The sequence below is a fragment of the Sphingobium sp. SA2 genome (assembly GCF_032227065.1).
Taxonomy (GTDB): domain Bacteria; phylum Pseudomonadota; class Alphaproteobacteria; order Sphingomonadales; family Sphingomonadaceae; genus Sphingobium.
Map to the genome: position 1 here is coordinate 907,976 of NZ_JAPMXX010000001.1, position 21,634 is coordinate 929,609.

At 62.5% G+C, this 21,634-nt stretch carries 17 protein-coding genes; 8 read left to right on the forward strand and 9 right to left on the reverse strand.

Annotation, left to right across the window (positions count from 1 at the left end):
• Window position 1: 1 nt before the first annotated feature.
• Genes OVY48_RS04450 through OVY48_RS04460 form a run of 3 tightly spaced genes read right to left on the reverse strand, consistent with a single transcriptional unit; the run spans window position 2 to window position 2,826 of the window.
• Window positions 2–1,171 carry a thiolase family protein gene (locus tag OVY48_RS04450; protein WP_037476719.1) on the reverse strand — a complete coding sequence of 390 codons (1,170 nt, stop codon included), beginning with the start codon at window positions 1,169–1,171 and terminating at the stop codon, window positions 2–4.
• Window positions 1,168–1,572 carry a Zn-ribbon domain-containing OB-fold protein gene (locus OVY48_RS04455; protein ID WP_037476718.1) on the reverse strand — a complete coding sequence of 135 codons (405 nt, stop codon included), beginning with the start codon at window positions 1,570–1,572 and terminating at the stop codon, window positions 1,168–1,170. The genes OVY48_RS04450 and OVY48_RS04455 overlap by 4 nt, the downstream gene beginning before the upstream one ends.
• 3 nt (window positions 1,573–1,575) lie before the next feature.
• Window positions 1,576–2,826, reverse strand: a complete 1,251-nt coding sequence (locus OVY48_RS04460) for a cytochrome P450 (protein ID WP_037476717.1) — start codon at window positions 2,824–2,826, stop codon at window positions 1,576–1,578.
• 216 nt (window positions 2,827–3,042) lie between these two features.
• Between OVY48_RS04460 and OVY48_RS04465 the strand changes: the two genes are divergently transcribed.
• The 7 genes from OVY48_RS04465 to OVY48_RS04495 all read left to right on the forward strand — a co-directional run bounded on the left by OVY48_RS04465 (window position 3,043) and on the right by OVY48_RS04495 (window position 10,022).
• The gene (locus OVY48_RS04465) at window positions 3,043–3,273 is read left to right on the forward strand and encodes a ferredoxin (protein WP_037476715.1); all 231 of its coding nucleotides are present in this window, start codon (window positions 3,043–3,045) and stop codon (window positions 3,271–3,273) included.
• 25 nt (window positions 3,274–3,298) lie between these two features.
• Entirely contained in the window at window positions 3,299–4,129 is an 831-nt protein-coding gene (locus OVY48_RS04470) for a coniferyl-alcohol dehydrogenase (protein ID WP_069064358.1), read from the forward strand.
• 67 nt (window positions 4,130–4,196) lie between these two features.
• A complete protein-coding gene (locus OVY48_RS04475) occupies window positions 4,197–6,407 on the forward strand; it encodes an acyl-CoA dehydrogenase (RefSeq protein WP_037473538.1) in 2,211 nt (736 codons plus the stop codon).
• An 11-nt stretch (window positions 6,408–6,418) separates the two neighbouring features.
• Window positions 6,419–7,219 (forward strand): enoyl-CoA hydratase/isomerase family protein, encoded by an 801-nt coding sequence (locus OVY48_RS04480; RefSeq protein ID WP_313921912.1) that lies wholly within the window; start codon window positions 6,419–6,421, stop codon window positions 7,217–7,219.
• Between the two features lie 49 nt (window positions 7,220–7,268).
• Complete coding sequence (locus tag OVY48_RS04485) at window positions 7,269–8,567, forward strand: cation:proton antiporter (protein WP_037473541.1); 1,299 nt, start codon at window positions 7,269–7,271, stop codon at window positions 8,565–8,567.
• Window positions 8,568–8,724: 157 nt separating this feature from the next.
• Window positions 8,725–9,411, forward strand: coding sequence for a guanitoxin biosynthesis heme-dependent pre-guanitoxin N-hydroxylase GntA (gntA, locus tag OVY48_RS04490; RefSeq protein ID WP_037473543.1), 687 nt, complete (start codon window positions 8,725–8,727; stop codon window positions 9,409–9,411).
• On the forward strand, window positions 9,408–10,022 hold the full coding sequence (locus OVY48_RS04495; RefSeq protein WP_037473544.1) for a DUF1989 domain-containing protein: 615 nt from the start codon (window positions 9,408–9,410) through the stop codon (window positions 10,020–10,022). The genes gntA and OVY48_RS04495 overlap by 4 nt, the downstream gene beginning before the upstream one ends.
• On the opposite strand, the gene OVY48_RS04500 is transcribed toward OVY48_RS04495, so the two are convergent.
• From OVY48_RS04500 to OVY48_RS04510, 3 genes are read right to left on the reverse strand one after another with little or no spacing between them, the layout of a single operon-like run.
• A complete protein-coding gene (locus OVY48_RS04500; RefSeq protein WP_076605457.1) occupies window positions 10,004–11,413 on the reverse strand; it encodes a mannitol dehydrogenase family protein in 1,410 nt (469 codons plus the stop codon). The genes OVY48_RS04495 and OVY48_RS04500 overlap by 19 nt on opposite strands.
• A complete protein-coding gene (gene uxaC, locus OVY48_RS04505) occupies window positions 11,410–12,837 on the reverse strand; it encodes a glucuronate isomerase (RefSeq protein WP_037473545.1) in 1,428 nt (475 codons plus the stop codon). Before uxaC ends, OVY48_RS04500 begins: the two co-directional genes overlap by 4 nt.
• A 9-nt stretch (window positions 12,838–12,846) precedes the next feature.
• Window positions 12,847–13,632 carry a FadR/GntR family transcriptional regulator gene (locus OVY48_RS04510; protein ID WP_069064365.1) on the reverse strand — a complete coding sequence of 262 codons (786 nt, stop codon included), beginning with the start codon at window positions 13,630–13,632 and terminating at the stop codon, window positions 12,847–12,849.
• A 105-nt stretch (window positions 13,633–13,737) separates the two neighbouring features.
• Between OVY48_RS04510 and manD the strand changes: the two genes are divergently transcribed.
• The gene (manD, locus tag OVY48_RS04515; RefSeq protein ID WP_037473547.1) at window positions 13,738–14,946 is read left to right on the forward strand and encodes a D-mannonate dehydratase ManD; all 1,209 of its coding nucleotides are present in this window, start codon (window positions 13,738–13,740) and stop codon (window positions 14,944–14,946) included.
• A 96-nt stretch (window positions 14,947–15,042) separates the two neighbouring features.
• Here the strand turns inward: manD and OVY48_RS04520 are convergent, their stop codons facing one another.
• The 3 genes from OVY48_RS04520 to OVY48_RS04530 all read right to left on the reverse strand — a co-directional run bounded on the left by OVY48_RS04520 (window position 15,043) and on the right by OVY48_RS04530 (window position 21,522).
• Window positions 15,043–16,332, reverse strand: a complete 1,290-nt coding sequence (locus tag OVY48_RS04520; protein ID WP_313921913.1) for an MFS transporter — start codon at window positions 16,330–16,332, stop codon at window positions 15,043–15,045.
• An 88-nt stretch (window positions 16,333–16,420) separates the two neighbouring features.
• Window positions 16,421–18,709: a TonB-dependent receptor gene (locus OVY48_RS04525; RefSeq protein ID WP_037473549.1), complete on the reverse strand. Its 2,289-nt coding sequence runs from the start codon at window positions 18,707–18,709 to the stop codon at window positions 16,421–16,423.
• Between the two features lie 116 nt (window positions 18,710–18,825).
• Entirely contained in the window at window positions 18,826–21,522 is a 2,697-nt protein-coding gene (locus OVY48_RS04530) for a glycoside hydrolase family 2 TIM barrel-domain containing protein (RefSeq protein ID WP_313921914.1), read from the reverse strand.
• Window positions 21,523–21,634: the final 112 nt, after the last annotated feature.

Genomic DNA, 21,634 nt, shown 5'->3' on the forward strand with positions numbered 1-21,634 from the left:
GCTAGTCCTTGGCCAGCAGCAGCGCCGCCGCCATGGGGCCGCCGCCTGACGTGGCGATGGCGACGCGGGGATCGCCGCCGATCTGGCGTGCGCCGCCCTCCCCACGCAATTGGACGACCGATTCATAGGCGAAGCCGAAGCCGTGGAGCCGGCCCCAGCCAAGCTGGCCGCCACCGGTATTCATCGGCAGCGCGCCATCACGGGCGATGCGGGTGCCGCCTTCGAGGAATTGACCGCCTTCGCCGATGGGACAAAAGCCCAGCCCTTCGAGCCAGGTGATGGGCTGGAAAGCGAAGCCGTCATAGAGCTGGACGGTATCGACATCGTCCACCGTGTAGTCCGTGTTCTTCCACAGGTCGCGCCCGGTGGCATAGGCGCCCGCCCATTCGGCCTGGTCCCAGCTATAGCGTTCGACCGAACCCGCGCTCGCGGCGATGCGGATGGGTGTCGCCTTCACGTCGCCAAGCGCGTCGCCCGCCGAGACGATCACCACGGTCGAGGCATCGGTGAAGCGGTCGCAATCATAGAGGCATAAGGGCGAACTGATCATCCGGGCGGACATATAATCGTCCATCGTTAGCGGCTTTTTGACCAGCGCGCGCGGGTTGAGCGTGGCATTGGCATGATCGTTCAAAGCAACCTGCGCCAATTGCTCGCGGGTGAGGCCATAGCGTTTCATATGGCGCATCGCGAACTGCGCGGTCCAGTTGGCGGCGGAGAAGGCACCGAAGGGCGAGACCCATTGGGAATTGCCCGACACATCCTTGCGCCGTTCCATCGGCGGGAACTCCTCCGGGCGGGCAAGCGCGGCGGCTTCATAAACGGTGCGGAAGCAGAGGACGTGGCGGGCGAGGCCTGCCTTCACCGCATTGGCGGCTTCGATGATGGCCCCCAATTGCGCGGTCGATTCCGCCGCACCGATATGCCAACGGGTTTTCAGCCCCAGCACTTCGATCAGGTCGTCCGAACTGACGGGCGAGAAGCCGAGGAAACTCGGCATCTTGCCGGGATAGGTGGCGACGCCATCGATCTGATCGAGCGTCAGCCCGGCGTCGGCGATGGCTTCGCGCACGGCATCGACCGTGAGCAGCAGCGGCGAGCGGGTCAGGCGCACCCCGACCTCCGACATGCCGATGCCGCTGATATAGGCTTCGCGTTGCGCCATGGTCAGGCGACCTTTTCGAACAGGGGGAACCAGATGCCGTCCTGTTCCTCGAACACGACCTGCACGCGATCATCGATATCGACCGCATCGACCGGGCTGCCGACGATATTGGTGGTGAGGTACACGCCGGGCGCATCGTCCAGCTTCACCCGCGCGATGACGAAGGGCACCTCCATATCCTTGGCCCAGGCCTGGTGATTGATAGTGTAGGTGTCGATGATGCCCGTGCCCGCCACCGCATGGGGCGCGACATTTTCCGACTGGCAATGGCGGCACAGCTCGCGTGGCGGATGGGTATAGTTGCCACAGTCACCGCATCGGGTGATGTGCAGCTTCCCCTCCGCCCCGCCAGTCCAGAAGGCGCGGTTGTCCCGGTCGAGACGCGGGCGCGAACGCTGCCAGGCCATGGATCAGACGTCCCAGACCAGGTGCATGCTTTCGATGCCGATGACATGGCCGCCATGGAAGACCGGCGGATGATCGGGATCGAGCCGGAATTCGGGCATGCGTGCCAACATTTCCTCATAGAGAACCTGCAGCTCGACACGCGCGAGATGCGAGCCGAGGCAGCGATGCGGGCCGACGCCAAAGGCGATGTGGACGTTGTTTTCGCGATCGAGATCATAGACGTCGGGCTGCGGAAATTCCTTTGCGTCTAGATCGGCGGCAGGCAGGAACAATTTGACCATGTCGCCGGGCATCATCTTGGCCCCGGACAGTTCGACGGGGCGCTTCACGACCCGCATCGGCACGGTGAAGGTGTAGCGGCGCAGCATTTCTTCAGCCGCTTCGGCGATCAGCTTGGGTTCGGCGCGCAGCTTGCGCTGAAGATCGGTGTCCACGGCCAGACCGCGCATGGCGAGGCCCATGCCGTTCATCACCGTGTCGAGCCCGGCAATGAAGAGCAGCACGCCGTAATTTTCCATGTCGGCGAGCGTCGTCGGCTGGCCATCAATTTCCAGCTTCCAGAGCATGGAGATGATGTCGTCGCGCGGATTGTCGCGCCGGTCCAGCAACGTGTCGCGCATGGCCGCCGCGATCGTTTGAAGGCGACGCATCGAGCCTTCGCGATCGCCGTCGATCGCTTCCATATGCTCCTTCACGATGGCGCGATATTCGGGCAGCCGATCGAGCGGCAGGCCGAGCATCTTGAGGAACACCTGTACCGGCAAAGGTTCAGCCACCGCGCTCATGAATTCGCAGCGGCCATCAGGCTTGATCGCCTCGATCAGGTCGCCGGCCAGCTCGCGGATGCTGTCGCGCAGCGCCGAGATGGTCTTGGGCGAAAAGACTTTTTGCAGCGGCTGGCGATATTTGGTGTGTTCGGGCGGATCGAGCGTGATCGGGATCGGCTGGGGAATATGCGGCGCGCCAGGCGGCAGCGAGGCGAGCATCGCCTTCATCTTGTCCTGCGGCACAAATTCGCTGGAGAAGGCTTCGGTATCGCGTGACGCCTCATAATTGGCGGCATGCGTCAATATCATCCAGCCGCCGCCATTGCGCGGGGTCCAGAATACCGGCGGCGCGTTGCGCAGCAGGTCCATGATGCGGACATGCGGATCGTCGAGCAGGCCGGGATCGGCATGGATGTCGAAATCATAGACTAGTGCGTCGGGCACATGGGCGGGTTTCGGTGCGGCGGGGCTGAGGGCGTGATCCATGCAAGTCTCCGGCAAATCTGTTTATCATTTATCCCGGTTTCGCGCGCATGGAGCATAAAGGCAAATGCGTCGCGCAGCCCCGGTCCATATACCGCTCCGACGATTGCTGGCTGGGACGCCTCCCTTGCGTATCGTGGCGGCGATTGAGCGGTTGGACATGTTGATCGGTCTCCCAATCTCCTTTCTAAGGAAGACAAGTATCGCTGGAGTGGCTGCATGAAGATCCGCATCGAAAAGGCCGGTTGCGTGGGCAATGCCCGCTGTGCCGCCGTGTCCGCAACCCTCTATCCGCTGGACGATGACGGCTATATCCAAACCGAGGGCTTCACTGTTCCCGAAGGCATGGAGAAGGCCGCCAGAAATGGCGCGAGGGCCTGCCCCGAACGCATTATCTTCGTTGAAGAAGAGGATGGCCGCATCAGCTGGCCCCCGGCGGCCAAGGCCTGACATTCCCATATAATCGGAGAGTATGATGAGCGACCTGTTGGGTTACAAAGGCAAGCGCGTGATCGTGACCGGCTGCTTTTCGGGCATGGGGGAAGCGACCGCGAAACTGTTGCTGAGCCTCGGCGCGGAGGTGCATGGGCTGGACTATAAGGACAGCGCGCTGCCGCTGGCGTCTTTCCACAATGTCGACCTGCGCGATCCGGCCTCGATCGACGCGGCGGTGGCAGGCATTGGCGGCAAGGTGGACGCGCTGTTCAACTGTGCGGGACTGCCGCAATCCTTTCCAGCGATGGACGTGATGAAGGTGAACTTCATCGGCCTGCGTCATTTGACCGAGCAGGTCTTGCCGCTGATGGGACCGGGTGGCGCGATCGTCAGCATCGCGTCCACCGGCGGGATGGGGTGGAGCCGCCGGATTCCGACCAATATGGAATTCGTCACCACCAAGGGGTTCGACGCGGCGATCGCCTGGTGCGAGTCCAATATGGACACGGTCAAGGAGGGCTACAGCTTCTCCAAGGAGAATGTGATCGTGTGGACCCAGTATATGGGCGCGCATTTGATCAAACAGGGTATCCGCATCAACTGCACCCTGCCCTCCCCCACCCAGACGCCGATGATGGCGGCGTTCGAGGCGACGTCGGGCAAGGATGTGGTCGCCGCCGCCGCCGAGCCGATGGGGCGCTATTCGACGCCGGAAGAGCAAGCGGCGGGGCTGGTGCTGATCAACAGCGATCTGGCGAGCATCGTCAATGGCGTCGTTTTCCCGGTCGATGGCGGTTTCATGGGCGGGGTCGCCACCGGACAAGTGGACCTGAGCGTCATGATGCGCCGGTCCGCGCCTGCGCAGGGTTAGGGGGCAGACACGCCCACCATGTTCCCCTCCCCTTACAGGGGAGGATTGAGAGTAGAGGCATAGTCCCATGAATTTCGACCTGACCGATGACCAGGAAATGATGCGCGACATGTTCGTGCGCTTTCTGGACGAACATAGCAGCATCGCGCGGGTGCGCTCGGCGGCACCTTCGGGTTTCGATCCCGCGCTGTGGACGGGTTTGGCGGAATTGGGCGCCTTGTCGATCCGCGTGCCGGAAGAAGCAGGCGGCCTGGGGCTCGGCCTGTTCGATGCCGTGATTTTGATGGAGGAAGCGGGCCGGACCTTGGTGTCGGGGCCGCTGGCCGAAACACTGGTGGTGGCGCGGATGCTGGCTTTGCTGGGCGGCGACGCGGCGACCGACCTGCTCGGCCGGGTCATGGCGGGCGAAGCGGTCGCGAGCATCGCCTTCCATGATATCGCTACGCAACCGGTGCAGTGGATCGGCGGAGGTCAGGTGGTGCAGGCTGTCGTGGCGCGGCGGGGTGACGACATCCTTCTGATCGACGTGCCGGACGGCGCGCGCGTGGCGGAGGAGAATTTGGCCGATACGCCGATGGCACAAATCGACCTTGGCGCCTTGCCGCAGGTCGTGCTGGCGTCCGGCGCGGACGCCGTTGCGACCTTCGCCAGCGGTATCGAGGAATGGAAACTGCTGATCGCGGCTGGCCTAGCCGGGATCGGGCGCGAGGCGTTGAAGCTGGCGGCGGCCTATGCGTGCGAGCGCAAGCAGTTCGATCAGTATATCGGCCAATTTCAGGGGATTTCCCACCCCCTCGCCGATTTGCTGTGCGATGTCGACGGCGGCAAGTTCCTGGTGTGGAAGGCGATCCGCGACATTGCCGATGGCGCGCCGGAGGCGGGAGCGGCGATCAGCATTGCCGCCTGGTGGAACAGCGATGCGGCGGGCCGGGCGGTGGCACAGGCGCTGCACACATTTGGCGGTTATGGCCTGACCACCGAATATGATATTTTCCTGTTCAACCTGCGCGCCAAGGCCTGGCCTTTGTTGCTGGGCGATCCGCAGCGGTTGATCGGCGAGGCCGGGCGACGACTCTATGCAGGCGAGCAGGCGGCCTTGCCTGATGCGGGCGACATGTCGGTCAATTTCGATCTGGGCGAAGACGCGCGCGCCATCACCCAGGAGATAGAGGATTTCTTTGCCGCCCATGTGACGCCGGAAATGCGCGAGGCGTTTCATTATAGCTGGGAGGGCTATAACCCCGTCCTCAACCGCAAATTGGCGGCGCAGAATCTGCTCTATGTGGGCTTGCCGCAGGATGTCGGCGGGCGCGGGCTTTCCGCCTATGAAAAGACCGCCGCGATGGATGCGTTCGAAGCGGAGGGTTATAATAATCCGGCTGCGAATGTTACGCAGATGGTCGCGCTGATCGTCCATCGCTTTGGCAGCGAGGAATTGAAGGCGGCGATCCTGCCCGAAATCATGCGCGGCGAAGTCATCTGCTCGCTGGGCTATTCCGAGCCGGGCGCTGGGTCCGACGTGTTCGCCGCGCAGTGCCGCGCGACGCAGGAAGCCGATGGTAGCTGGCGGATCGATGGGACCAAGATGTTCACCAGCGGGGCGAACCTGTCGACCTATGTGCTGATGCTGTGCCGGACCAACCCGGACGTGGCCAAGCATAAGGGGCTGACCATGTTCATCGTGCCGCTGAAGGCCGAAGGCGTGACGATCCAGCCGGTCCATACTTTTCAGGACGAGCGCACCAACATCACCTTCTATGACGGAGTGAAGATACCCGATAGCTGGCGGCTGGGCGCGGTCGACGGCGGGGTGCGGACGATGAGCGCGAGCCTGGAACTGGAGCATGGTGGCGGCTTTGCCAAATATCAGCGCGCGATGCTGCATGCGGCCGAAACGCTGTGCCGGGAGATACAGTGCGATGGCCAGCCGTTGATCGCCGACGCCGGGGCGCAGGCGCGGCTGGCGCGCACCGCGGCCAATCTGTGGGCATCCGAACTGATCGCCTTCCGCGCCAATTGGGCAAGCATGGAGAAGAAGCCGAACCTGGCCTATGGACCGATGGCCAAGATGTTCAGTTCCGAGAAGTTCCAGAGCGATGCACGCGACTTGCTGGACCTGACCGCGCCCTTGTCCCTGTCCAAGCGCAAGGGGGCGGCGGCGGAGATCAACATGTTCTACCGCCACGCGCAGGGCGCGACCATTTATGGTGGGACAAGCGAGGTCCATCGTTCCATGATTGCCGAGCGCGCGCTGGGCCTGCCGCGCACCCGCGCCTGAAGGATGACGATATGAGCGACGCCCCGCATCTGCTCACGCAGGACCAGGACGGCATCCTGATCGTAACTTTGAACCGGCCCGACAAGTTGAACGCCCTGTCGGCGCAGACGATGGCGCTGTTCGAACAAGCGCTGTTGCGCTTTCGCGATACGCCGGAATTGCGGGTGATGCTGATCCGCGCGACCGGGCGCTATTTCTGTTCGGGCGCGGATTTGAAAAGCGGGACCAACCCTGACTATCCGCGCACCCCGTCGGGCATTCGCGAAAATCATCGGCTCAACCTCAACGGCATGCAGCGCATCTATGACGAGATGGAGCATATCGAAAAGCCGATCGTCAGCGCCATTCATGCGACCTGCGTCGGTGGTGGGCTGGAAATGGCGCTGTCGTGCGATTTCCGGCTGGCGGCGAAATCCGCTGCCTTTTCCTTTCCCGAAGGCTTGTTCGGGGTATTGCCCGCGTCCAATGGCGTCAGCCGCCTGACGCGCATCTGCGGGCCGCATTGGGCGCGCTGGCTGATCATGGGCAACCAGAAGGCGGATGCCGACCGCGCCCTCGTCATGGGGCTGGTGCATGATGTTTTGCCCGATGAAGGGTTTGACGAAGCGGCGCTGGATTTCTGCCGCCACCTGACCAAGCAGAATGCCGAGCAGATGGGCGCGGCCAAGATCGCGATCGAACTGGCGGCCGAGGTCGGCCCCTCCATGGGGCGGCATGTCGAGCGCATGGCGAACAGCGCGCTGATGCTCAACCCGGCCTATCTGGAGGGCATGGAACGCTATATGAAAGGCGTGGGCAATAAAAAAGACTGAGGGCAAGGGTGTGAGATGAACGGTTGGGCACGCCGACCGTTACGCAACGATGCTCCATTTCTCCGCGCCCGAACCCTATATCCTTTGGCTAACTGGCGCGGGGGTGTTGATTGCCCTGGTCGCCTGGCTGCCGTTGGCGTTGAAGAAACTGCCCCTGTCATTGCCGATCATCTGCATCGGGATTGGTGCGGCCGTTTTTTCCATTCCCGCCGTCACGCTGCGGCCGATGCCGCTGGATTATCCCGACATTACCGAGCGATTCACTGAGTTCGTGGTGATCATCGCGCTGATGGGGGCGGGGTTGAAGCTGGACCGGGCGTTCAGTTGGCGGCGCTGGGGGGTGACCTGGCGATTGCTGATCGTCACCATGCCGATCAGCATCGTGGCGATCACCGCGATCGGCGGGTGGGGACTGGGCCTGCCCTGGGTCGCGGCGCTGCTGCTGGGTGCGAGTCTGGCGCCGACCGATCCCGTACTCGCCGCCGATGTGCAGGTGGGGCCGCCCAAGACGGGCGAGGAAGATGAGGTGCGGTTCGGCCTGACGTCCGAGGCGGGGCTGAATGACGGGCTGGCCTTTCCCTTCGTCAATCTGGCGCTGGCGCTTGGACTGGCGGCATCGGTCGGTGAGCCATGGGCGCAGAAATGGGTGCTGGAAAGTGTGTTATGGGAGATTGGCGGCGGTGTCGCGGGCGGCTGGGTGATCGGCAAGGTCTTCGGTTGGCTGACCTATCATGTTCCGGCGGAAACGAAATTGTCGAAGACGGGCGATGGCCTTATCGCCATTGCCGCCACGTTCGTCTCCTATGGGCTGACCGAAATCATCAACGTCTATGGCTTCCTGGCCGTCTTCGTCACGGCCTTGACGCTGCGCAGGTCGCAGCATGACCATGATTTCAACCATGCCATGCACAATATCACGGAGCAGATCGAACGGTTGGCGATGATGGTGGTGCTGATCCTGCTAGGCGGCGCGCTGGCCAACGGGTTGCTGAGCGCATTGCGATGGACGGATGTGGCGGCGGCCTTTGCCATCATCCTGATCGTTCGGCCGCTGGCGGGTCTGCTGGCTATGATCGGGTTCCGGGCTGCGTGGCCGGAGAAGCTGACTTTGGCCTTTTTCGGCATTCGTGGCGTCGGGTCATTCTATTATCTGGCCTATGGGCTCAATCATATGCCGTTGGAGACGGGCGAGCGGCTATGGGCGATCGTCGGGCTGGTTGCTGTGCTGTCGATCCTGCTGCATGGGCTGACCGTGACACCGGCGATGCGGCTGCTCGACCGGAGCCGCGGGCGCGATCCCGATGAGCCCAGCCCAGACCCGGACGCGACGCCAAGCGGGGCGCACTAATCTGTATCAGTCCGATTCCCGTGCGACGGGTGCGACCAATTTTGGGGTCGAGACGTTATCGCAGCCGAAACAAACGGACAGTCGAACGGTTGAAAGTGGGTCGCCCCAGTCGGGAGCGCCTGCTCCGCCCGACGCAGACAATGAAACGGAATGCAGCATGTTTCCCTGGACCCATAAGTCCCAAGTCCAACTCGAAGCCGAGTTGCAGGACCATATCGTTGCGCCCGCCTTCCCCTGCGTCGGCGCGAAGGCCGCACTGGCGCGGGGCAATCTTGTGACGCTGGCGTGCAATCGCATTGACAGCGCGTGGGACGACTTGCGCGTGCATGATGCGCTGCTGGGCTTTACCAGCGCATATAAGGACCAGCCGGGGCTGTTCCGCAGCTTTGCGGCGGTGTTCGAAGGACCGGACGATCTGTCGGAGGAGGCGTTCGAGCGCGCCTTGTGGGACCGGGTGCAGTCGTTGAGCGACAAGGATGCATGGCGGGGCCAGGATTATGACAAGCGGGTCAGCGCCGATCCGACCAATCCGCATTTTTCGCTAAGCTTCGGGGGCGAAGCCTATTTCATTGTCGGCCTGCATCCGCGCGCCAGCAGGCCAGCGCGCCGGTTCAAATACCCCACCTTGATCTTCAACCTGCATGATCAGTTCGAGCAACTACGCGCCGAAGGGAAATATGAGACGATGCGCGAGAAGATATTGGTGCGCGACGAAGCGCTGGCCGGGTCGCGCAACCCCATGCTGGAGCGGCACGGCGAAAATAGCGAGGCGCGGCAATATTCCGGGCGCGCGGTGGGTGACCAATGGGTCGCGCCCTTCGAATATCATGGAGAGAAAGCATGACCGATGGCGTGCAGGTGATTGCCGAGCGGAGCGGTGCGGCGTTTCGGCTACCGCGTGGGGCCGTGTTGACGGTGACTGACCCCAAGGGCGAGCAGGTGGCGGACCTGTTGGCCTATAATGCCGCCGATGTGCGGGAGGTCATCTCGTCCGGGCGGACGCTGGATTATGCCGAGACAATCAGCCTGACCACCGGCCATGCGCTGTATTCCAATCGGTCGCAGGTGATGCTGACCATCATCGCGGATACGGTGGGCCGTCATGACTTTCTGCTGACGCCCTGTTCGATCGACACGTTCTACCATTTCTATCCCGACCTGGAGCCGCATCGCGGTTGCTTCGGCAATCTGGCCGAGGCGCTTGCGCCCTATGGGATCGAGCCAGATACGATTCCGGTTGCGTTCAATTGTTTCATGAACGTGCCGGTCGCGCCGGACGGCAAGCTGCGCGTGCTGCCGCCCGTCAGCAAGGCGGGCGATCATATCCGCTTTCGGGCGGAGATGGACCTGATCATTGGCCTCACCGCCTGTTCAGCGCCTGATTCCAATGGCGGCAGTTTCAAGCCCATCCATTATGAGATTGCTGAAGCCGCGGATCAGGCCGCCGCCATCTGATCCACTTCGGCCTGGAGCAGAGCGCGGCTCTGGTCGGTCACGGTCCAGCGATCGGCGAACAACCCCTGTTCGCCGAACAGGGCGGTGACGATGCCCGCAGTCCCGGCCGATTGCCATAAAGCGGCAAGCTGCGCGGCCAAGGGATCATCCACCGGTCGCACGTCGCCGCGGATATGAAGCATCCAGGCCGCCAGCGCTTTCAATGTTGCGGGACAGGCGCGCCCGGCGGCCAGGTTAGCCGCCAGCGGCTCCAGCCAGCGTTGCGGGATTTTCTGCGACCCGTCGATCGCGATTTGAGCGAGGCGGTGTGGCAGGGCCGGATTGGCGAAGCGCGCGAGCAGTTGCGCGGCATAGGCGTCGATGTCGAGGCCGGGGTCGCTGCCGAGGCTTGCGCCTGCCTCATTGCACATGAGCCGTTCGATCAGGGGACGCAGGGTGGGATCGGCGATCGCCTGATGCACGAAGTCATCGCCTTGGGCGAGACCGAGATAGGCGAGCGCGGAGTGGGCGCCGTTGAGCATCCGCAGCTTGGCGGCTTCATGCTGACGCACATCGGATACCAGTTGCGCGCCGCCGACTTCCCAGCGAGGGCGCGGTCCGGCAAAGCGATCCTCGATCACCCATTGGCGGAAGGGTTCGGTGATGACGGCGGCGGCGTCGTCCAGGCCGATGGTGTCGGCGATCTGCTGGCGGTCGGCATCGGTGACGGCGGGCACGATGCGATCGACCATGGTGGAGGGACAGGCGCATTCGCGGCGGAACCAGGCGGCGAGGCCGGGATCGACGCGATCGAGATAGGCGTTGAGTAGGCCGGACAGGACCGCGCCATTTTCCGCGAGATTATCGCAGCTTACGAGCGTCAGACCCGCGATGCCGGCCGCGCGTCGACGCGCCAGCCCGGCGGCGAGGAAGCCGTAGATGCTGCTGGGGGTTGCGCCCTTGACCAGTTCCGGTTCGAGCATGGCCAGATCAAGCTGGCCAGCCGGTGTGCGGCAATAGCCCTTTTCCGTCACGGTGAAGCTGACGATGTGCGTGCTGCTGCTGGCCAGCGCCGCGACGACGGCGGCGGGATCGCGCGGCGCGACAATCACGCGCTGCACTGCGCCGATCAGGCGGGTATACGGGCTGCCACTGCCGCGTTCCGACACGGTGAACAGGCCATCCTGGGGCTCCATCTGATCGGCGACATCGCCCGAACGGAGCGATACGCCGGTGATGCCCCAATCGCGGTCGCCCGCCGCCATGGCATCGTCGGTATAGACCGCCTGATGCGCGCGGTGAAAAGCGCCGATGCCGAAATGGACGATGCCGCAGGCCTGAGCCTCGCGGTCATAGCCCGGCCGTTCGACGTCCGCGTTCAGCGCGGCGATGTTCTCTTGCGACAGTCTCACAGCTTATACGCCTTTTTGGCCAGCGTGTAGGAGAGGTCTACCGCCAGTTCGGCGGCCTCCCATTCCTCCATGCGATGTTCTGCGACCCATTGGGCGAGGAAGCCACAGTCGATCCGCCGCGCGACATCGTGGCGTGCCGGGATCGACAGGAAGGCGCGGGTATCGTCGTTGAAGCCGACCGTATTGTAGAAGCCGGCCGTCTCCGTCATCTGGTTGCGGAAGCGACGCATGCCTTCGGGACTGTCGTGGAACCACCAGGCGGGGCCGAGCTTGAGCGCGGGATAATGGCCCGCCAGCGGCGCGAGTTCGCGCGCATAGCTGGTTTCATCGAGCGTGAAGAGGATGATGGTGAGGTTTGCTTCATTGCCATAGCGGCCGAGCAAGGGACGCAGCGCATGGACATATTCGGTGGCCATCGGAATATCGGCCCCCTTGTCGCGGCCGAAGCGCGCGAAGAGCGACGCATTATGGTTGCGATAGGCACCGGGATGGATCTGCATCACCATGCCATCCTCGACGCTCATCCCGGCCATGACGGTCAGCATATGCGCGCGGAACAGTTCGGCGTCGGCATCGGACACACTATCGGCGGTTACGCGGGCGAAGAGCGCTTGCGCCTCTGCATCGGTCAGATCCGCAGTCGCGGCGGTTGGATGGCCATGATCGGTCGAGGTCGCGCCCATGCTGGCGAAAAAGGCGCGACGCTGGCGGTGGGCGGCGAGATAGCCCTTATAGTCGAACGCATCTTCGCCGGTCAGGTCGGACAGTTTGCGCAGATTGTCCCGAAAGCCGTCAAACTGCGGGTCGATGACGGGATCGGGCCGGTAGGCGGTCAGCACCCTGCCCTTCCAGCCATCGGCGGTATTATTTTCGGCAAGGATCGCGGCGTGATGGGCGAGATCGTCGAGCGGCGATTCCGTGGTCGTGATCACTTCGATATTGAAGCGGTCATAAAGCGCGCGCGGGCGGAAGGCCTCGGTCGCCAGCGCCTGCGTAATGGTGTCATAATAAAGGTCGGCGCTGGCCGCTTCGAGCTGAACGGTCAGGCCGAAAGCCTCGGCAAAGACCCAGTCGAGCCACATGCGCGAGGGCGTGCCGCGGAACAGCGTGTAATTTTCCGCCAATATGCGCCAAGCCGCGCGCGGATCGACAGAGGTGCCCTCGCCACCTTTGGGCACCAGCCCGATCGTGTCGAGCGATATGCCTTGGCTGTAGAGCATCCGAAAGACATAATGGTCGGGCGTCAGCAGCAATTCGCTGGCATTGCCGAAGGGCTGATCCTGCGCGAACCAGCGCGGGTCGGTATGGCCATGCGGGCTGATGATCGGCAGGCCTGCGACGGCTTCATAGAGGCGGCGCGCAATCGGCCGGACGGACGGATCGGTCGGGAACAGACGGTCTGGATGCAGAATCAGCGGACGCATGAACGAAACCTATAGGGTTGCGGCGCGGGCATAGCGCGCACGGGTGGAAGCGATGGTGCGGCGGGCGTCCTCGATCGCATCTTCCTCGATCGTGAACAGCAGATGGTCGATGACCGAGCCTAGATGCGCGCGCATCGCGGCCCTGGCGGCGGCGGGATCGCGGGCATGGAGAGCATCGCGCACGACGCTATGTTCCGCCACCACGGGCTGGATATTGGCGGTGCGCGCCTTTTCGAGCAGCAGTGCGCAGTCGGGCGAGGTCGAGCGCAAGCGCCACATTTCCTCCACCTGATTGTGGATCACCGCGTTGCGCGTGGCCGAAGCGATGAGCAGGTGGAAGGCGCGATCGGCTTCAGTGCTGACGCCGGGGAGGAGATTTTCCTCCGACATTTTCAGGACCAACCGGTCGAGTTCTTCCAGTTCGTCGTCGCGGATGTTGACTGCGGCCAGCGCCGCCGCTTCGCCTTCGACCAACAGGCGCGCCTCCATCAGTTCGAAGGCGGTGACGGTAAAGCCCGGCCGGTCCTGATCACCCGGCAGCGCGCGGACATAGGCACCAGACCCGATCCGCACTTCGATCAACCCCTGGACTTCCAGCGCGATCATCGCCTCACGTACGGCCGGACGGCTGACGCCGTGCATGACCGACAGCTCGCGCTCGGCCGGCAGGCGGTCGCCAATCGCATAGCGGCCGGTCGCCAGATCCTCGAACAATCGGCGTGCCAGCTTCTGATATAGCCGCTCGGTACCGTCCATCGGGACCGATCCACCGGCGCTTTTGCCTGTCTCAATCATTTTTCTACCCTCGCCTGAAAATAGGCCTTACCAATTTTGTTGAAATCGGCAAGAGTGACACTAACGGTAATTGCCAACTATGGCCACTGGTGAGGGAAGTATCTCATGAAAATTCAATCAGCGCGCGTCATCGTCACCTGTCCGGGGCGTAATTTCGTGACGCTCAAGATCGAAACCGACCAGGGTGTCTATGGCATTGGCGATGCAACGCTCAACGGCCGTGAACTGGCGGTCGTCTCCTATCTGGAGGACCATGTCATTCCCTGCCTGATCGGCATGGACCCGCGCCGAATCGAGGATATCTGGCAGTATCTGTATCGCGGTGCCTATTGGCGGCGCGGGCCGGTGACGATGCGCGCCGTGAGCGCGGTCGATACCGCGCTGTGGGACATCAAGGGCAAGATGGCGGGCATGCCGCTCTATGACCTGCTGGGTGGCAAGAGCCGGGACGGCATCATGGTCTATGGTCATGCCAATGGCAGCGATATTGAAGAAACGGTCGATGCGGTCGGCCACTATATCGACATGGGCTATAAGGCGATCCGCGCGCAGACGGGCGTGCCGGGCATCAAGGATGCTTACGGCGTCGGGCGCGGCAAGCTATTCTATGAACCGGCCGATGCCGCGCTGCCCTCGGTCACGGGATGGGATACGCGCAAGGCGCTCAATCATGTGCCCAAGCTGTTCGAGAAATTGCGCGCCACTTATGGCTTCGATCATCATCTGCTGCATGATGGGCATCATCGCTATACACCGCAGGAAGCCGCCAATCTGGGCAAGATGCTGGAGCCCTATCAGCTATTCTGGCTGGAAGATTGCACGCCGGCGGAAAATCAGGAAGCATTCAAGCTGGTGCGCCAGCATACGGTGACGCCGCTGGCCGTCGGCGAGATTTTCAACACGATCTGGGATTGTAAGGATCTGATCCAGAACCAGTTGATCGATTATATCCGCTGCACGGTGGTCGGCGCAGGCGGTGTCACGCATCTGCGCCGGATCGCCGACCTTGCTGCCCTGTACCAGGTGCGGACCGGAAGCCATGGCGCGACCGACCTGTCGCCGGTGACGATGGGTACGGCGCTGCATTTCGACACATGGGTGCCCAATTTCGGCATTCAGGAATATATGCGCCATACGCCCGAAACCGACGCCATATTCCCGCATGATTACCGGTTCGAAGCGGGCGAAATGTTCGTTGGCGATACGCCGGGCCATGGCGTCGATATCGACGAAAAGCTGGCAGCGAAATATCCCTATAAGCCCGCCTATCTTCCGGTGGCGCGCTTGGCCGACGGAACCATGTGGAACTGGTAAGGCCGGTCACTATAGTCGGAATATGACCGCGTAAGAAAAAGGGCGCTGGAATTGGCTTATTCCAGCGCCCTTTTCTGTGCTTTCGTCGCCTGGGTGTCAGGCCGGAAGCGAAATGGCGGAGGGCTTTTTACGAAGCAGGGTCCATAGGATGGCGGCACCCGCAATATCGAACAGAGCGAGGCAAGCGAACAGCGGATCATAGCCGATCGTGTCAGCCAAAGCGCCGATCACGAGCGAGAAGCTCAAGCCGCCGATCCAGGCCGCCGAGCCCGCCATGCCGGTCGCCGTGGCGACGACGCGGCGGTCGAACAGGTCCGCCGACAGCGTGAGCAGCGCGCCCGACAGCATCTGATGCGCGAAGCCGCCGACGCAGAAGAGCGCGATGGCCATGGCCGGACTGCCAGCTAGACCGATACAGCCCGGCCCGATCATGCAAAGTGCGCCGGTGGTCATCACGATCTTGCGCGATGTCAGCAGCGACACGTTGAACCGCCGCATGAGCCAGGGCGCATAATAGCCGCCGATGATCGACCCAGCGTCGGCGGCGAGAAAGGGCAGCCAGGCGAAAGCGGCAATGCCCTTGAGGTCCATGCCGCGCGCTTCAACCAAATAGAGGGGAATGAAGAAGCTGAATGTTTGCCATGCCGGTTCAGCGAGAAAGCGCGGAATGGCGATGCTCCAGAAATCGCGGCGTACGATCAGTACGCGCCAGCCGAGCGGCGTATCCCCCGCTGCGGCATCGGATGCCGCCTCTTCGGCCGCGCGCCCGCCCAAAATATGCTCGCGCTCGCTTGCGCTCAGGCGAGGATGATCTTCCGGGTTGCGATAGCCGAAATACCATAGGGCCGCCCACAGGAAGCCGACGCTGCCCGTGACGATGAAGGCGGATTGCCACCCCCAGACAGCGATGCAGAAGACGACGACCGGCGGTGCGATCATGGCACCGAGCGATGATCCGATGTTGAACCAGCCGGTGGCGACCGTGCGTTCGACCGGGGGAAACCACTCGCCCACCACCTTGATCCCGGCGGGGATCGCCGCCGCTTCGGTCAGGCCAAGCAGCCCTCGGAAAACCGCGAAGCTGGGCCAGCCGGTTGCAAAGGCATGGCAGCAGTTGGCCGCCGACCATCCGAGCGCGAACAAGGCGAAGCCAAGCCGCACCCCCATCCAGTCGAGCGCCAACCCGGCCAAGGGTTGGGACACGGTATAGGCTGCCTGGAAGGCGGCGACGACCCAGCTATATTGCTGGGTGCTCATGTCGAACGTGGCCTTGAGGGTCGGGGCAGCGACCGACAGGGAGGAGCGGGCAAGATAATTAAGGACCGTGCCCAATGTGACCAGACTGATGATCCACCATCTCAGTCGCCCGATCCTCTGTGTGGTCATCGTCAGAACCTTCAAAAAAAATGGCCGGGCCTTGAATGCCCGGCCATTAGGGGGAGATGAAGCAAGCTAAGGCAACGTGTGCCTAGGCTTAATATTTGGCGGCGAGCCGGACCCCGAAATAGCGGGCGGAGTCACGTACGCGCAGGCCGATGATATTCGTCACCGGCGATGGGTTGGGATAAGGATTATTAGCGAAGCTGCCCGCGTCGTTGCGGATCGTGCCGAAATAATGGCGGTCGAACAGATTACGCACCAGGAAGGTGATGCTGTATTTCTGGTCGGTCTTTTCCTCAAAGCCGATGCTCATATTGGCGATGCCATAAGCACCCTGACGTGACGCCGGATCATTGGTTAGCGCGAAGAATGTCGCGCTTTGCCACGTATAATTGGCGTTGGCCTTCAAATCGACCGGCAGGTTGCCCAAGGGCAGGTTTACGTCCGCGCCGACATTGAATTTCCATTCGGGCGAATTGGCGAGCCGCGAGCCGGACAGATCCTGTGCGCGCCCACCAATAGCATTGGGCAGGCAGCCCTGCGCAGCCGTCTGGCCGAAATAGCATTCGCCATTGGGATAGGATTTCACCTTGGCATCGACATAAGCAACGCTGCCGTTGAGGCTGAGCCAATCGCTGGCGCGTGCCGACATCTCCGCTTCCACGCCGCGCGTGCGCAGCGAACCGACATTGGCCAGGATGAACGATCCGCCCAGGCCCGGCTCCAGCGTTTGCGACTGGAAATTGCTATAGTCGGTCCAGAAGCCGGTCAGGTTGAGCGTCACGCGTCGATCAAGGAAGCTGCTGCGCAGGCCGACTTCATAGGCGTCGGCCGTTTCCGGCTGGATCGGCCGGCTGGCCGGGTGGGTCGGGCGCACGAAGGACGAGGTCAGATCATAGCCCTGCCCCTTATAGCCGCGCGAATAGGTGGCAAAGGCCATCACGTCGTCGGCTAGATCCTGCTGGATGCCGAACCTGCCCGTGACGACCGTATCGGACGTGCTGCCACCCGTCGCGAACGGGGGATTGCTGCCGTTGCTGTTGAAGCGCTGATAGCGGAAAGAGATGTCTTCCTTATTCCAGCGCAGGCCCGCGATCAGCTTCGTGCCCAGCATGATTTCCCAGTCCGCCTGGCCAAAAACGGCGACGGCCTCGGACGTCGTGCGACCCGCCCAATTGGCGTTGGCGATCGGACCGGGGCGCACGAAGCTGCGCTGGTTGTTGTTGCGGGAATAATAGGTGCCGACGACATATTGCAGCGGGTTGCCCGATGGCGATGTCAGCCGCAGTTCGTGGCTGAGCGTATCGCCCTTGAAGTTACCACCTTGGGTCAGACCGTTGGGCTGACCAAAGCCAGGACCGAAGGCACCGTCGAAGTCGGACAGATCCTGCGAATTATAATGCGACATAGCGAAGATTTGTGTGAGCGTATGGCGGCCGAGCGCGACGTTCATGGCCAGCGAGCCGCCATAGCTTTCCGAATCCGCCGTCTGGAACGGATCGATACGCACCGCGAAATTATCCTTGCCGGGCGTGATCCCTGCGAGGCTTACCGATGATGGCGTGCCGAAGGACGAAGTAACGCCGGGCGTGCGCTCGATCGTGACGAAGGAGCAGCAGTCGGTGCGGGTCTTGTTATAATAGCCGACCAGTGTGGCGTCGAAATCGGATGAAGGCTCAAAGTGCAGCTTGGCCCGGATATTCTCGCTATCGCGACCGTTGATCATCGTATCGGTCTGCAACTCGCGGACATTGCCGTCGAAGCGGCCGACCGATCCGTTGATACGGAAACCAAGCGTGCTGGTGATCGGGCCGGAGATGCTGGCCGAATAGCGTTGCTCGTCATCATCGGTCACCAGAACTTCCGCGCTGCCAGTGAAGGTCTTGGACGGTGCCTTGGTGGTGATGCTGATAACGCCAGCCGAGGCCGACTTGCCGAACAGAGTGCTTTGCGGGCCGCGCAGCACTTCGACGCGCTCGATATCGTCGAGGTCGTTGAAGCCTTGACCCGGCAGTCCGTTGGCGACGCCATCGACCATGACCAAAACGCTCTGTTCGATGCCGACCGAAAAGGCCGATGTGCCAACGCCGCGCAGGACGATGACATTGTTGTTCAGGTCACCGCCCTGGGTGATCGTCAAACTGGGGGAGAGCTTCGTCAGATCCTGCAACTGGCTGCCGCCGACGCTGGCCAGCTGGTCAGCGCTGACGACGGTGATCGCGACGGGCACGTCCTGAACATTTTGTTCGCGCTTCTGCGCGGTGACGATGATGGCCGCTTCGCCGCTATCGGCCCCCTGCATGACTGGTGCCGTGTCCTGGGCGATGGCTGGCGTGGCCATGGCGATCGCCGTGCCTGCCAATAGAATTGATACGATGTGCATATATCCCCTCCCTACTCACCGGCAATGATTGCTAACCGATTTTTATCTTACTGGTAAGGCCGATTTACGTTTTAGGGCATCGATCTGTCAATCATTTCCTGTGAATTACGCGTATTTCACATATCTGAAGAAATACTGATGGCCGACACCAGTGCGTCATCGCCGTTGGCCGTGAACTCCAGCGTCAGCTTGCCGTTGGTTACCCTTACTGGGAATGTGCGGGTCACAGCCTTCAACGGTCCACCCGCCGCCTGAGCAGGATTAAAGTTCGAGAGCATGATTCGCCCATTTGCCGCCAAATTGAAGCGACGTGTTGCGGCCTTTGAAGCGTCCGGCTCAAACATATGGAGCGTGACGGACCAGCGCCCATTGGGCAGGGGCAGCGCGTAGGAGAAGCTACCTTCCCGATAGGAGGCATAGAGTTCCGGGTCGCTCGTGCCGACGACATTGCTCTCTGCCACCTTCCCGCGTGCGCCCATGCGCAATTCGGGGACCGTGCCACCCGTGAAGAAGGTGTCCGAGCCATAGCGTTTACCGTCAGCAGTGGTAAGACCAGTCAGACTTCCTACCCGGATACGCAAGCCGTCGGCAGCATCCGGTGCCTTCCAGCTTACCGTGTCCAACAGGGACTTGCCGTCAGCGGACGCAGTGGCGGTCACTTCATTGTTGCCCGGCTTAAGCGCGATGCCGGGCCAGACGCAGATATGGTCGGGACAGGGGACCGTGCCGACATAGCGCCCATTGACTTTGAGGCTGGCAGTGGCGGCATTGCTGTAGGCGCGCACATCCATCACCGGATAGGCGCGATCGACGTAGCGCCGACCGGTCAAATGCAGGACAGGCTCCTTCGACCAACTGGCCTTGTAGAAATAAAAGGCGTCCTTGCGAATGGTGCGGTCATAGCTGACCAACCCCTTGTCGTTGAGGTCGATGGCCTCGCCCTCTTCGCGGCTGTTCGAGGCGAAGTCGAACATGTTCCAAATCCAGGTTGCGGAGAGATAGTCCTGCTTTTTGAGGACTTTCCATGTCTCTTCATGGACCCAGGCCTGAAACGCTTCGGGATGGGGACGACCATTGGCATTGACCGGCCCGCCCAGCGGATTGTCGGTATGCTGGGTAAGCGCGCCGCCTGCTCCATATTCGGTCAGCGCAACCGCGCGCCCCGGATATTTGGCATGCAAAGCCGCCAGCGCCGTCGCGGCGTCGCCGGGCTTGCCATAATACCAGCCGAAATAGCGATTCAGCCCGACCATGTCGGTCACGTCGTTGAGGACTTGCGCGCCGGGCAGCGACAGGGGCGAGCCCGTCGCTTCGCAACAATCGGCATAGGCCGTCGGGCGGCTGGGGTCCTCGGCTTGCGCCAGCGCATTGAGTTCGATCAGCATGTCGCGCGACTGGGCGGGTGGCCCCTTTGCCCCTTTGCGCAGCGCGTCGATCGCCGCGCCGATGTCGATTTCATTGCCGACCGACCAGATCATGATTGAGGGATGGTTGTAATTCTGACGGATCAGTTCGCGCAATTGCTGCCGCGCATTGGCGATCAACGCAGGCGATGGCGGGGCGTCGTCGAAGGCGGACTGGTGGACGAAGGGCAGTTCGGCCTTGACGACCATGCCTGCTTCGTCGGCCAAGCGGGTCCATTCCTGGGCATGTTGATAATGGGCATGGCGAATGGTGTTGACGCCCATTTCCGCCATGATCGCCATATCCTGTGCATGGTCTTCCCGGGTGAGCGCCCATCCCTTGCCCTGCCGGTCCTGATGGCGCGACGCGCCGTGCAGGCGGGTGGGCTTGCCGTTCAGAATGAAGCCCCTGTCGGGATCAAAGGCGAAGGTCCGCACGCCGAGCGGTTGCTCCACCCGGTCGACCACGCGGCCGCGTTCGACCAGTTCGGACACGACGCGATAGAGATAGGGATTTTCGCGTCCCTGCCACAATATCGGCTGCGCGATCATCAGCGCGCGGCGCAGTTCCAGCGTGCCATTCGCGGTCAGCGCGGCGGGGGCGCTGTCCCGTGCGACGACCGCGCCGTCGGCATCCAGAATCTGCGTGTTGACGGTCAGCTTGCGCCGCCCCGGTCCGGCGTTGCGCAGCCGCGCGAGCAGCGCCACGCTGGCGGCGGCGTCCGTCACTTGCGGCGTGCTGATATAGAGGCCCGGCCCGCCATGATCGAGCGTATCAAACTGTGCGGCATCGACCGTGATCAGGGATACGCCGCGATAGAGGCCGCCATGGACGAAGAAATCTCCGCCGAGCGGTATGACGTCCGCCGTCGAACTGCCGGGTGCGGGCTTGCTGTTATCGGCTTTGACGACGATGCTATTCGATGCGCCGGCTCGCAATTGATCAGTGATGTCGAAACGGAAGGTCGAAAAGGCGCCGGCATGGCCGCCGACGCGCACGCCGTTCACCCATATTTCCGCGATTGCGCCGACGCCGTCGAACTGGATCAACTGACGCTGGCCCTTGGCCCGCGATGGCGCGGTCAGAGCCAGGCGATACCAGCCGATGCCTTGTTCCAAATTGCTCTGTGCCGACCGGGTGAGCTGATATTCGCCCATGCGGTTCCATGTGTGGGGGAGGTCGATCCGTTCCCAGCTGCTATCGTCGAAGGTCGGGGCGGTGACGCCATCGGCATCGCCGCCGAAACGGAAGCGCCAGCCCGATGCAAGGGAGACGATCTGGCGGGGACCGGCGGCCTGTGCGCCCGGTTGCGCCGTGGCCGATGCGGGGACTGCGGCAGCGGGGGCGGTCGCCAGCGCCATTGCCGCGATGCTGACCAGACCGAGAAAATTGATTTTCGATACGCGCATTTGACCTCTCCCAATTATTGGTAAGGCCAAATAGCATCAGCTGGTCCATGTCAACCATGGACCGCAGATCAGCGGTCGGATCATGCCATTCCGGGCAGATAAATTACGCCGC